The 13,106-nt window shown below is 60.9% G+C and carries 11 protein-coding genes; 1 reads left to right on the top strand and 10 read right to left on the bottom strand.

What is annotated here, in order from left to right:
- Positions 1-2 precede the first annotated feature (2 nt).
- The 10 genes from F3G95_RS00405 to F3G95_RS00360 form a co-directional block, all read right to left on the bottom strand.
- On the bottom strand, positions 3-824 hold the full coding sequence (locus F3G95_RS00405; protein ID WP_149793314.1) for a YlmH/Sll1252 family protein: 822 nt from the start codon (positions 822-824) through the stop codon (positions 3-5).
- Complete coding sequence (locus F3G95_RS00400; RefSeq protein WP_149793313.1) at positions 808-1,278, bottom strand: cell division protein SepF; 471 nt, start codon at positions 1,276-1,278, stop codon at positions 808-810. The genes F3G95_RS00405 and F3G95_RS00400 overlap by 17 nt, the downstream gene beginning before the upstream one ends.
- A gap of 111 nt (positions 1,279-1,389) precedes the next feature.
- On the bottom strand, positions 1,390-2,709 hold the full coding sequence (locus F3G95_RS00395; protein ID WP_149793312.1) for an HlyD family efflux transporter periplasmic adaptor subunit: 1,320 nt from the start codon (positions 2,707-2,709) through the stop codon (positions 1,390-1,392).
- Between the two features lie 6 nt (positions 2,710-2,715).
- Positions 2,716-3,672: a tRNA (adenosine(37)-N6)-dimethylallyltransferase MiaA gene (gene miaA / locus F3G95_RS00390; RefSeq protein WP_243130228.1), complete on the bottom strand. Its 957-nt coding sequence runs from the start codon at positions 3,670-3,672 to the stop codon at positions 2,716-2,718.
- Positions 3,656-5,809: a DNA mismatch repair endonuclease MutL gene (gene mutL / locus F3G95_RS00385; protein ID WP_149793311.1), complete on the bottom strand. Its 2,154-nt coding sequence runs from the start codon at positions 5,807-5,809 to the stop codon at positions 3,656-3,658. The genes miaA and mutL overlap by 17 nt, the downstream gene beginning before the upstream one ends.
- 25 nt (positions 5,810-5,834) lie before the next feature.
- The gene (mutS, locus tag F3G95_RS00380; protein ID WP_149793310.1) at positions 5,835-8,450 is read right to left on the bottom strand and encodes a DNA mismatch repair protein MutS; all 2,616 of its coding nucleotides are present in this window, start codon (positions 8,448-8,450) and stop codon (positions 5,835-5,837) included.
- Positions 8,451-8,561: 111 nt separating this feature from the next.
- The gene (locus tag F3G95_RS00375; RefSeq protein WP_015564067.1) at positions 8,562-8,969 is read right to left on the bottom strand and encodes a YlbF family regulator; all 408 of its coding nucleotides are present in this window, start codon (positions 8,967-8,969) and stop codon (positions 8,562-8,564) included.
- A gap of 64 nt (positions 8,970-9,033) precedes the next feature.
- Positions 9,034-10,425 (bottom strand): tRNA (N6-isopentenyl adenosine(37)-C2)-methylthiotransferase MiaB, encoded by a 1,392-nt coding sequence (gene miaB / locus F3G95_RS00370; protein ID WP_149793309.1) that lies wholly within the window; start codon positions 10,423-10,425, stop codon positions 9,034-9,036.
- A gap of 106 nt (positions 10,426-10,531) precedes the next feature.
- A complete protein-coding gene (locus F3G95_RS00365; RefSeq protein WP_149793308.1) occupies positions 10,532-10,912 on the bottom strand; it encodes a transcriptional repressor in 381 nt (126 codons plus the stop codon).
- Between the two features lie 49 nt (positions 10,913-10,961).
- A complete protein-coding gene (locus F3G95_RS00360; RefSeq protein WP_149793307.1) occupies positions 10,962-12,236 on the bottom strand; it encodes a replication-associated recombination protein A in 1,275 nt (424 codons plus the stop codon).
- Positions 12,237-12,412: 176 nt separating this feature from the next.
- Between F3G95_RS00360 and nth the strand changes: the two genes are divergently transcribed.
- Complete coding sequence (nth, locus tag F3G95_RS00355; RefSeq protein WP_015564064.1) at positions 12,413-13,093, top strand: endonuclease III; 681 nt, start codon at positions 12,413-12,415, stop codon at positions 13,091-13,093.
- Positions 13,094-13,106: the final 13 nt, after the last annotated feature.

The raw sequence follows: 13,106 nt of genomic DNA, 5'->3' as shown, positions 1-13,106 counted from the left end.
TCTCAATATTGGAAGAACTCGATGATTTGTCGGTCTTTTTTGCTCTTGCCCGGCAGGGCTGTGAGGCGGAAGCGCCCTTTGCCCCGCACTGTGAACACGTCAGATTCGTATACCGGCGCATGGGCGCTGGAAACGGGCAGATGGTTGATCTCTACCCTTCCCGCTGCCACAAGCTCTGCGGCCATGCCCCGGCTGCACCGCAGCATGGCGGCAAGTACGGCATCCAGACGCAGCGACGATACGGTCGCGGTCTGTAACCGGCGCTCTGCCTGCGCAAACTCCGGTACTTCGTCCAGCGCCAGCTGCTGAGCCGTCACCTCGGTGCGGCCCACACTGCGCAGCTCCTGACAGATAAGGGCTGCAGCAGGCTCCAGCGCGAACAGATAAGCGGTACCCGGCTCCTCCGGCGGCAGGACGATGTCGCCCAGCGCCTCACGGCGAAGCTCGAGCCCCATCAGGCTGCCCAGATAATCCTTATGGACGGGCAGCTGCGAACCGGCCAGCGCACGGCACCTGAGCCGGACGCAGCAGACAGGGCTTGCAGGGTAGCAGTCTTCCGGCTCGAGGCAGAGCACCCGGCGCTCGGCGTCGGGCCAGCCGCCCTCGAAGCGGCAGCTTTCCTCCGGCGCACCGGCACGGTTGAGCGCCGCCTGCGCCAGCTGCTGTTCTCGGTCACTCAAGAACGCCGAATAACGGGCGATGCCCCGGCCAAAGGCGGCGCGGGCCAGATCCTCGACATGGCGCATGAGGAAGCGTTCCTCATCGTTCTGCGCCGGGACGAAGCCCCGCACGGCGCTTTGCTGGGTATCAATAGAACGCGCCATTGTTCTCCAGCTCGTCCAGCAGGTCGCCCATGATGTCTACATTGTAGGGAGTAATGATGAAGGTGCTGTTGGCCACCCGCTTGATCTGGCCGTTGTTGGCGTAGGCCACACCGGAGAGGAAGTCCACAAGACGGCGGGAAACTTCCTTGTTGGTGGATTCCAGATTCAGCACGACGGTGCGCTTGTTGTTCAGGTGGTCTGCAATCGTGCTGGCATCCTCGAAGTGCTCAGGCTTGACCAGAACGACCTTGAGCTGGGTGGTAGCATGGATGTTGACCACCTTGCCGTTCCGCTTGGGGGCTGCACCCTCTTCGGGCTCGTCCTCTTCCTCGTTGCCTGCGACGCCGAGACCGTTGTTGTTATTCACCATCTGAGGACCGTCGTCCATGTACTGATCGTCGTAATCGTCCTCACTGCCGAAAAGCCCTTTTTTCAGGCTGTCCACAAAAGACATAGAAACTTGCTCCTTTCATTCGGGCAGCTCACGCTGCCTGGCACCCCTTTGTGAAAAAGAGTTGCTAATAGCTTTTTCTATTATCTGATTTTTTGCGTCAGATGTCAATAACTACAAAAGCTTTCCATCATACAAATTTTGTCCGGAGACGATGATCTCATCGTAAAGGCGGACTTCGCTGACGGTTTTTGTCTTATCCGAGCTGCTGGGCATGACGATGCGGTACTCGCCGTCCGTCACCAGCGGATGGTCATTATCCACGGGGTCGATCTTGCAGAAACGGGCAAGATTGCCGTATTTGACATAGACGCCCGGGATGTAGTTCTCGCCCTGCGTCTCAGACTCGGTGCCGTCCTCTTTCAGATAATGGATCGCGTCGATGGGAACGCGCAGGCCGGTGGTCTCGTCCACGATGATCTGGGCGCTGGCCCGGTTGAGCCGCAGCACATCGCCGTTGATGATCTCGCAGGTGATGACAAAGCGGGCCAGACCGGTCGCTTCGTCGATGGTCACCTCGGAGACGGAGGCCTTGAGGGGCGTCTCCATCTGGCCGGGGAACTTTATCTTCACCGAGCGGGTCAGGGGCTTGCCGTTGTCGCCCAGCAGCTTCTCCCCTTCCTTGGCCGAACAGAGGCCGACGTACCGCCACGCAAAGCCCGAGACGATCTTGCCCGCGCAGCCGTCCAGCGGCAGTTCGGGGTCAGAGTTCAGATACGCCTGCAGGTCGGTGGTGTTCAGCGCGAGGATGTCGTCTGCCCCGGCGTTGAGCCGCCCGCTGGCAGAGCTGCGGATGAAGTAACCCGTCTGAGGGGCGGTGATCTGGGTCGGCCCACCCAGCTGGGCCTGCACCTGCGCCGACTGCTCGGTGAGGGAGGCGATCTGGGCCGAGAAGTCCGAGACTTCACCGGTGATGACCCAGAGCTTGTTCTGAGCGAGGATGTAGTTTTCTTCGCCCTGGGCTGTCTCGTCGTAGGCAGAGCCGTCCAGCGCATCCATCATATCATAAAGCGCGGAAGCCCGCTCTTTTTTCAGAGAATCCAGCTGGGTGGCGGTGGTATTCTGAGAGCGCTGCAGAAGCTCGATCTGGTCGTTCAGGCTGGTGAGCTGCTGACGGAGGCCCGCCTGTTCCGGGCTGCTGTAGATCTCCGCTACCGCAGCCCCTGCCGAGACGCGCTCGCCGTCGGCCGCGAGATAGCCCAGCGTTCCGCCGCCGGGAACATAGACCTCATCGAAGAGGAGAACGCCGTCGGCGTCCACCGTATCCGCCACGGTGGCAAGAAGCGCCGTCTCGTAGGTGTTGGGCGGGAAGAGCACCTGCAGGGCCTGATAGCCCACATAGATGCCCGCCAGCACCACGACAGTGATAACGAAGCCTGCCAGCTTGCCCAAAGCGCTGGACGCGCCGGGATCAGAGCGTGGTCTATCCATCATAAAAGGTCACCCTTTCGCTAAAAATTTTCGGGTCAGCTGCACGGCCCGGGCTGTAACGTCCGGCGCAGAGGCGTCCAGCCAGACCACGCCGTCCATATGGCGGAACCAGGTCAGCTGGCGCTTGGCGTAGTTGCGGGAGGCCTGCTTGAGCTTTTCGGTGCAGGCATCCAGCGGGGCCGTCCCCTCAAAATAGGGGAAGAATTCCTTGTAGCCGATGGCCTGCGCTGCCGTGCGGTAGGTCTGGCAGTGGTCATAGGCCAGCTTTGCCTCATCGAGGAGACCGGCGTCCAGCATCTTGTCCACCCGCAGGTCGATACGGCGGTAGAGCTGGGTGCGATCGGGAAAGTCCAGACCCAGCACCAGCGAACGATAGGGACGCTCCGGCGGGAGGGACTGGGCTTTCTGCTCGCTCAGACGCTTGCCGGTGGCCCGGAAATGTTCCAGCGCCCGCAGGACCCGCACCTGATTGTTTGGATGGATGGCGGCGGCGGCTTCCGGGTCGGCGGTCTGCAGCTCTTTGTACATAGCCTCCGGGCCTTTTTCCGCCATCTCTGCGGCCAGCTGTTCCCGCAGGCCGTCCGGCGTCTTCTCGGCGGCGAAGCGGACACCGTACAAAAAGCTCTGGACATAGAGGCCCGTGCCTCCCACGAGGATGGGCAGACAGCCCCGGGCAGAAATGTCAGCCTCGAGCGTTCCGGCCAGCGCGACGAAATCCGCCACACTGAAGGGCTCGTCCGGCTCCAGAATATCCACCGCATGGTGCGGGACGCCGTGGGTCTCGTCGGGCGCGACCTTCGCCGTACCGACGTCTAATCCTTTATAAATCTGCATCGAGTCGGCGCTGATGACTTCGCCCTCAAAAGCTTCGGCCAGCGCCACGCCGAGAGCGGTCTTGCCGGTGGCAGTGGGGCCGACGACGGCCAGCACCGGATGCTTCTGATTTCTATCACACGATTCGGCCAAACTGCTTTTCCAGCTCCTTTCGGGTGAGTTTGAGAACGCAGGGGCGCCCATGGGGGCAGAAGGGCGGCACTTCGCCGGAGAGAATTTTTTCGGCCAGCGCCATCAGCTCCTGCGGCGAGGTGTGGTCGCCCGCCTTGATGGCGGCGCGGCAGGAAATGGAGTGGAGCACCCACTCCGTCCGCTCGTTCAGGGCGTCGCGGCTGCCGTGGGCCAGCTTTGCCGCCAGCTCGACCAACAGATCTTCGGCACTGCTCTGCTCCACATCAGCGGGGACCGAGCGCAGGCAGACCGAGCTGCCGCCAAAATCACTCACCTCGAGGCCGGCGCTTTCCAGCAGGTCGAGGTTGGTCAGCAGAGCAGTCTTTTCCTCGGCGGAGAGCTCCACCACCAGCGGCTCCAGGAGGAGCTGGCTGGGGACATCGCCGTAGTGGGCGGCCAGCTTCTCGAAGAGCTGGCGCTCGTGGGCGGCGTGCTTGTCAATGATGCAGATCTCGTCGCCCCGCTCCGCGAGGATATAGGTGCGGAAGATCTCGCCCACATACCGAAGGGGCTCGGGGCCGTCCTGAACGTCAAAGCCCAGCTGCTCCGGGGCTGCGCTCTGCTGCGGCTCATCCGAAGCCTCCGGCAGAGGCGGACGCTCCGGTTCATCCGGGGCAGGCTCCCACGCGGCCATGTGGTCGCGGGTGACATCCGGCAGGTCGATGTCTGCCTCGATGTCCAGCTGTGACTCACTGGATGCAGCCCGGAAGGGCGGCGGCTCAAGGACGCTTTCCTCCTGCGGCGGCTCAGGACTGTGGAGGGCAGCATTCATCGGAAGAGGCTCGGAGGCCGCAACCGTTGTCCATGTGTGTTCCGATGCCGGCGCAGCCTTTTCCGGGGCTTTTACGGGCAGCGGGAGGATGTCCCGCTCCGGGGCAGAGGGCTGTGTCGTGCGGGGTGTCACAGACGCTGCCGGTGCCGCCGGGCGGAAAGGTTTTTCCTCCGGGTGCGGCAGGCTTCCCGGCTCTGCCTGACCCGAGATCACCGCCGAAAGTCCTGTAAAGCTATTATTCTTTACAGCATTTTTTCCTTTATTTCCGCTATTTTCATGTTCGTTGGATGCATCATCCTCTTTCTCGCTGTCAAAGACGAACTGTCTCTCCCCTGTACCCGGCTGGCTCAGTGCCAGCTTGACGGCATGGTAGACGAGGTCGAAGATGTCGTTTTCCCGGGCAAAGCGGACTTCTGTTTTTGCCGGATGGACGTTGACATCCACAAGGTCGGCGGGCATCTCAAGAAGCAGGATCCCTCCAGGAAATTTGCCCTGCATCGTGGTACCCTTGAACGCCATCTCCATGCCCGCCATCATGGTGCGGTTGCGGACATAGCGGCCATTGATATAGAAATACTGCATACTGCGGCTGGCGCGGCAGCTGCGGGGCTGGGTGATGAGCCCCCAGACGCGGTAGACGCCCTCGCGGTTATCCACCTCCACGAGGTCACGGCTGAACTCCCGGCCCAGTACGGCATAAGCCGCGCTGCGGAGCTGGCCGTCACCGGGGGTGACATACTGCAGTTTGCCTTCGCGGATGAACTTGAAGCTCACCTCGGGGTGGCTCAGGGCCACATGGCCCACGATGTCGGCCACGAAAGTACCCTCGCTGGAATCCTTTTTGAGGAACTTCATCCGGGCAGGCGTGTTGAAAAAGATGTCACGGACCCGGATGGTGGTGCCGACGCCTCGCGCACCCGGCTCGATGGGCTGCTCTTCCCCGCCCTCGATACGGTAGAGGGAAGCGCACTCGTCGGCCTCGGTGCGGGTGAGCACTTCGACGCGGGCCACGCTGGCGATAGAGGCCAACGCTTCGCCGCGGAAGCCCAGCGTGTGGATGCTGGTGAGGTCGTCCTCCGTCCGGATCTTGCTGGTGGCATGGCGAATGAAAGCCGTGGGGATGTATTTTGCCTCGATGCCGGTGCCGTTGTCGCTGATTTCAATCAGATGGACGCCGCCCGACTCGATTGAGACGGTGATTTGAGACGCACCGGCGTCGATGGAGTTTTCCAGAAGCTCCTTGACGACCGATGCGGGCCGCTCGACCACCTCACCGGCGGCAATGAGTTCTGCCGTGTGCTTGTCGAGAACGTGTATCTCTGCCATTCGTTTCCCTCCGTTTCAAATAAAATCAGCCATTCAGGCTGCCGCTCAGGGTCTTTTTCAGCTCGTAGAGGAAGTTCAGCGCCTCGATGGGAGTCAGGGTCTCAACGTCCAGTGCCTCGAGCTTTTCCATCATCTCGCTGGGGACGGCGGGCGAAGAATACTCCTGCAGGGCGTCGAAATCCATCTGCTCCACTTTGTTCTTCGGGGCAGACGCTTCCAACGTGCGCAGCACCTCGTGGGCGCGGCGGGTCACGGTGCCGGGCAGACCGGCCAGCTTCGCCACCTCGATGCCGTAGCTGTCGTCGGCGGGGCCGCGGATGATGCGGCGGAGGAACGTGATGTCCTCTCCCCTCTTCTTGACTGCGATGTTGTAGTTTTTGACGCCCTCGATGGCCCCTTCCAGGTCCGTCAGCTCGTGGTAATGGGTGGCGAAGAGGGTCTTGCAGCCGAGGCCCTTGGCCGGGTCGGAGATATGCTCCACGACGGCCCGGGCGATACTCATGCCGTCGAAGGTAGAGGTGCCGCGGCCAATTTCGTCCAGCACGACGAGGCTCTTGGGGGTAGCGTTCTTGAGAATTTCGGCAACCTCGGTCATCTCGACCATGAAGGTGGACTGGCCAGCGGCAAGGTCGTCCGATGCGCCGATGCGGGTAAAGATGGCGTCCACGACGCCCACATGACAGCTGGTCGCCGGGACGAAGGAGCCGATCTGCGCCATCAGAGCGATAAGAGCGTTCTGGCGCATATACGTCGATTTGCCTGCCATATTCGGGCCGGTGATGATGAGACAGCGGTCGGTGGTGCAGTTGAGTTTGGTATCGTTGGGGACGAAGAGGCTGCCTTTCAGCATCTGCTCGACCACCGGGTGGCGGCCCTCGGTGATGGCAAGCTCGTCGCTGTCATCCACCACAGGGCGGCAGTAGTTGTTTTCAGCGGCCACCTGCGCCAGCGCCGCCAGCACGTCCAGCTCGGCCACAGCATTTGCCGTCCGCTGGATACGGTCGAGCTGACCGCCGATCGTTTCCAGCAGTTCCGAGAAGAGCCGATGCTCCAGCGCAATGAGACGCTCATGCGCACCTAAGATCTTGCTTTCCAGCTCTTTCAGCTCCTGGGTGATATAGCGCTCACCGGAGGTGAGGGTCTGCTTGCGGATGTAGGTCTCGGGAACCATGGATTTATAGGAGTTGCTGACCTCGATGTAGTAGCCGAAGACGTGATTGTAGCCGATCTTCAGCTTGGGGATTCCGGTCTCCTGCCGCAGGCGCGTTTCCAGCTGGGCGAGGACGCCCTTGGTGTTGTCCCGGATGGAGCGCAGCTCGTCCACCTCGGGGTGGTAACCCTTTGCGATGACGCCGCCGTCCTTGAGGGTGGAGGGCGCTTCCGGGTCGATGGCGGCGAGGATGGCCGTCTTCACATCGTCCAGCAGGTCGATTTGTCCTGCAAGAGCAGTCAGCTCCGGGCAGCTGCAGCTCTCGGCCTGCGCCCGCAGTTCCGGCAGGCGCTCACAGGTCTGGGCCATCGTGTAGATCTCCTTGGGGGTGGCGGAACCGTAGACCGCGCGGGTCATCAGGCGCTCGAGGTCGGCGATGTAGTGGAGCTGTTCGATCAAATCGCCCCGCTGCATGGTCTGATTCACGAGGCTTTCCACCGCGTTGAGGCGGCGGTTGATGGCGGCACTGGAAATGAGCGGCTGCTCGATCCAGCTGCGGAGCATCCGCTTGCCCATGGCGGTGCTGGTCTTGTCCAGCACCCAGAGCAGCGTTCCCCGCTTTTCGCGGCCCCGCAGCGTCTCGGTCAGCTCGAGATTTGCCCGGGTGACCGGCGACAGGCTCATGAACTGAGCTTCATTATATGTGATGACCGTTTTCAGGCGCTCAACGCCTTTAATTTGCGTATCATGGAGATATTCCAGCAGAGCGGCCATTGCCAGGCGGACAAGGCCGTCTTCTGCGATGCCGGTCTTTGCAGCCCAGTCGCGGCCAAACTGGTTCTCGAGGGAGATGGCCACGAGGCCCGGGGCATACCGCTCCTCTTCCACCAGCTCGACGGCGCAGTCCATATTCTTTTTGATGTAGGCAGTGATCTCCCGGCAGTCCAGCAGACCCGGGTTCATCAGCACCTCGCTGGGGTGGTAGCGGCAGAGTTCCGCAATGACCGCCGGGGCGATCTTTTCCCGCTTGAGCTCGGTGATATGGGCCGTGCCGGTGGAGACATCCGCAAAGCAGAGGCCTGCTGCGCCGCCTTTCAGAAAAATACTCGCAATGTAGTTGTTTTTGTCATCCTGAAGCATACTGCTCTCGATGACGGTGCCGGGCGTGACCACGCGGATGATGTCGCGTTTCACAAGACCCTTGGCCTTGGCCGGGTCTTCCATCTGCTCACAGATGGCGACCTTGTAGCCCTTCGAGATGAGGCGGGCCACATAGCCCTCATAGCTGTGGAACGGTACGCCGCACATGGGCGCGCGCTCTTCGAGGCCGCACTGCTTGCCCGTGAGGGTCAGATCCAACTCCCGCGAGACTGTGAGCGCATCGTCAAAGAACATCTCGTAGAAGTCACCGATGCGGTAGAAAAGAATCTCATCCTTATGTTGTTTTTTGATTTCCAGATATTGCTGCATCATGGGCGAAAGCTCTGCCATGACCGTTCACCTTCCTCCCCTAGTTGTCGGTTTGCCATCCAAAACCGCCTGTTGCAAGCAAAACGCGGCCCTGCATTGCACAGCCGCGTTTTGTGTTTCATGGTTTAAGCCTTAGTGGCAGCCGCCGCAGGTGGAGCAGCTGCCGGTGCAGGAAGCGGAAGGCTCCTGCACGGTCATGGGGTCGCCGCCGTTCATTGCAGTGTTGATGATGGCGTCGATATAGTTCACGAGGGCCTCGCAGTCGCGCTTTGCCTCGTTGTAGGCCACCATGCCGTCATCGGCCATGATCTTGCCGTAGAGGTCGTTCACCTTCTGGTTCAGCTCGGCGATGCGCTCATCGCTGCGCTCGGGCTTGCCGATCTCGTTGTTCAGGTCCATGCGGGCCAGATTGAACTCGCCGATGAGGTTCTGCAGTTCCTCGTCCTTGTCGTTCATCTTGCGGGCCTGGTCCATAGCCAGATAGCGGGAGTCGGTCTGAAGTGCCATGGCGGCACGCTTGAAAAGGTCGATGCAATCCATTGTAGTAGTCTCCTTTTATCGTTCCTGTGTTATATATTAGGATAGTGTATCCAGAATATCAATGTTATTCCGAAAGTTCGCCCAGCAGGACGGTGGCACGGGCGCCCGTGAGGCGCACCATCGCATAGCTGCCCATGAGGGCGGGGTCAGCCTTGAACTCGACGGTAAGGTTGTTGTCCAGACGGCCCGAGAGGGTGCCTTCATTGCGGCCATAGCTCTCCACGAGGACGCGGACGGTCTGGCCCACCTGAGCCTTCACGAGGGCCATTGCGATGTCGTCCTGAACTTTGAGCAGGCGGGTCATGCGGTCGGTCTTCTCCTTGCGGGGGGTGGGGTCGGGCATATCTGCCGCCTTGGTGCCGGTGCGCTTGGAGTAGATGAAGGTGAACAGCTGCATATAGCCTACCTTCTGCACCAGCTCGAGGGTCTTCTGGAAATCCTCTTCGGTCTCGCCGGGGAAGCCCACGATGATGTCGCTGGAGAAGGTAATGCCGGGGACCTTCTTCCGGGCATACTCGATGAGTTCGAGGTAATGCTCCACGGTATAGTGACGGTTCATCTGGACAAGCAGACGGTCCGAGCCGCACTGCACCGGCAGATGCAGATGCTTGCAGATCTTCGGCTGGGCCGCGATGGTGTCGATGAGCTTGAAGCTGGCGTCCTTCGGGTGGCTGGTCATGAAGCGGATGTGGTAGTCGCCCGGGACGGTGCAGAGCAGGTTGAGCAGGTCGGAGAAATCCACCTGCTCCTCAAGGCCCTTGCCGTAGCTGTTGACATTCTGGCCCAGAAGGGTGATTTCCTTATATCCTGCCTCCACGAGACTCTTGAACTCGGCGAGGATGTCGCCGGGCTTGCGGCTCTTTTCGCGGCCGCGGACATAAGGCACGATGCAGTAGGTGCAGAAGTTGTCACAGCCATACATGATGGGCAGCCAGGCACGGAACTCGCTCTCACGGCGGATGGGGATATTCTCCACGATGACGGGGCGCTGAGCCGGCTCCATGAGCACCCGCTTGTGCTTCTGCAATTTCTGGGCGATGAGCTGGGGCAGCGTGTCGATGCCGTCCACACCGAACACGAGGTCCACGTAGGGGTAGCTCTGGCGCAGCTTTTCCACGACGTGCTTCTGGTTGGCCATGCAGCCGCAGAGGCCGATGATGAGGCCGTGCTTCTTCTCTTTCAGGCCCTTGAGAGCGCCCACGTTGCCGAAGACACGCTGCTCGGCGTGCTCACGGACGGCGCAGGTGTTGAAAAGGATGAGGTCGGCGTCCTCAGGCTTGTCACACAGGCCGTAGCCGATGTCCATCAGCACACCCTTGATGCGCTCGCCGTCGTTGACATTCTGCTGGCAGCCGTAGCTGTGGACGAAGGCCAGCGGCGGGGTGTCATAGGCCAGCTTGACCAGCTCTGCCGCCGCGTTGTTATGTTCAAATGCTATGTACTCCAATGAAACCATCCTTCTCTGCCTCCGGAGACACACCTCCGGCAGCAGACATACTGATACTATAAAGAAAGCTCTCTATAGTATACCCTTTTTGGCCTTGGAGGGCAAGAGTTTATTTTTACTGAGCCTGCTTGGCGGCACACGTCTCGCACAGGCCGAACAGCACCACGGCGCAGTCCTGCACGACGCCCTTCTGGCTGCGCACCAGCTTCATCACCTGCTTTTCGTCCACGTCGGCGTCCACGACGCCGCCGCAGCAGTTGCAGTAGAGGTGGCTGTGCCAGCCCAGAGTGTGGTCGAAGCGGTCAGCCTTGCCCGGGATGGAGACGCGGCGGACGCGGCCTGCATCCACGAGACTGTTGAGGTTGCGGTAGACGGTACCAAGGCTCAGGCCGGGACATTCCCTGGCTGCGAGGTCGAAAATCTCCTCGGCAGTAGGGTGGTCGCAGAGCTGCTCCACTTTCTGCAGTACCAGCTCGCGCTGTTTGGAATAACGCATGGTCTTTCTCCTTTTTCTGATGGGGTGTGTATCGGGATAAAGGCCGGGTTCAGAGCTTGTCTTCCCCCTTGATCTTCGCCCAGTAGGCCCGGGCGGCCTGTTCGGTGCGGTTGTCGCCGAACGTATAGTATTTCACGTCCTTGAGCAGGTCTGGCAGATATTGCTGGTCCACCCAGTGATTCTCATAGTCGTGGGCGTACTTGTAGTTCTGGCCCTTGACGGCAGCATCCTCGCCGTCGAAGTGCTTGTTCTGCAGCTGGCGCGGGATGGGGCCGGTGCGCCCCGCCTGCACATCGGCGATGGCCGCATTGATGGCGTCGTGGGCGCTGTTGGATTTCGGGCTGGTTGCCACGAGAATGACGGCATCGGCCAGCGGGAGCCGGGCTTCCGGCAGACCCACCATGTTGGCTGCGTCCACTGCCGCCTTGACGATGGGGATGATCTGCGGGTATGCAAGGCCCACGTCCTCACAGGCGCAGACCATCAACCGGCGGCAGGCCGAGGGCAGGTCGCCCGCTTCCAGCAGACGGGCCAGATAGTGGAGGGCGGCGTTGGGGTCGGAACCGCGCATGGACTTCTGGTAGGCCGACACGATGTCGTAGTGGTCGTCGCCGTCCCGGTCGTACCGCATGGCGGTGCGGCGGGTGACCTGCTGTATCATCTCGAGGGTGATGTGCTTTTCGGTTTCGTCCACGGGGGCCGCCGTCACCACGAAATCGAGACAGCCCAGCGCCTTGCGCAGGTCGCCGCCCGCACTCTCGGCGAGGTAGACGCAGGCGTCCTCGTCCATCACGACAGGCTGTGATTCCGACTCCGAGAGCTTTTTCAGGGCATTGCGGATGCCCCGTTCCATGTCGGCGACGGAGAGGGACTTGAACTCGAACACCGTACAGCGGGACAGCAGTGCATTATAGATGTAAAAGTAAGGGTTCTCGGTGGTGGAGGCAATGAGGGTGACAGAACCGTCCTCGATGCACTCCAGAAGGCTCTGCTGCTGCTTTTTGTTGAGGTACTGTATCTCGTCGAGGTAGAGCAGGATGCCCCCTGCCCCGGCCAGCGTGCCGATGTCCTTCAGCACTGCTTTGATGTCGCCGGTGCCGCAGGAAGTGCCGTTGAGCTTATGGAGGGTCATGCCGCTGTTCTCGGCGATGATGCGGGCGACGGTGGTCTTGCCCGTGCCGGAGGGGCCGTAGAAGATCATGTTGGGGATACGACCACTCTCGATGGTGCGGCGGAACACCTGTCCCTCGGCCAGAAGATGCTGCTGGCCGCAGACATCGGCCAGCGTTTTGGGGCGCAGACGCTGCGCCAGCGGTTCGTTCATGGGTCTTCCCTCCAAAAATGATCATGAGAATCCTTCTCTTTTATAGTATAGCGCATTTTGCACGCCGCGGCAAGAGAAATAATGAAAATGATTCTCAGATAAACGACAAAGCATTTACAAATTTCGCAAAACATGATATGCTTGTGCCATTCCAATCAAGAAACGAGGGGAAATGTATGCGCGGAAAGAACATCTCCGCCGAAGACCTGACGGCCAAAAAAGAGCTGGCTCTGGAGGTCATCCGGCGGCTTAAGGCGGAGTATCCCGACGCAGGCTGCACGCTGGACTACGACCACGCCTGGCAGCTGCTGGTGAGCGTCCGGCTGGCGGCCCAGTGTACCGACGCCCGGGTGAATATCGTGGTGCAGGACCTGTTTGCAAAATATCCGTCGGTGGCCGCGCTGGCCGAGGCAGAGCCCGAGGACATCGAAGCCATCGTCAAACCCTGCGGGCTGGGCCGCAGCAAGGCCCGGGACATCTCGGCCTGTATGCGGATGCTGCGGGACAAGTACGACTGCAAGGTGCCGACCACCTTTGAGGAACTGCTGGCACTGCCCGGCGTGGGCCGCAAGAGCGCGAACCTCATCATGGGCGACGTGTTCGGCAAGCCCGCCATCGTCACCGACACCCACTGCATCCGCCTGTGCAACAAGATCGGCCTTGTGGACGGCATCAAGGAACCGCAGAAGGTGGAGATGGCGCTCTGGAAGATCGTCCCGCCCGAAGAGGGCAGTGATCTGTGCCACCGTTTCGTGATGCATGGCCGGGCCGTCTGCAATGCCCGGAAGCCGGAGTGCGAAAAATGCTGTCTTTCGGACATCTGCCGCTGCGCGCGGGAGGAAGCGTCCAACGTCTGATTTTACATATTTC

Source organism: Faecalibacterium sp. Marseille-P9312, assembly GCF_902497445.1.
Classification (GTDB): Bacteria; Bacillota; Clostridia; order Oscillospirales; family Ruminococcaceae; genus Faecalibacterium; species Faecalibacterium longum.
The sequence above is the reverse complement of the archived record's forward strand: the minus strand, read 5'-3'. Positions and strand labels throughout refer to the sequence as shown.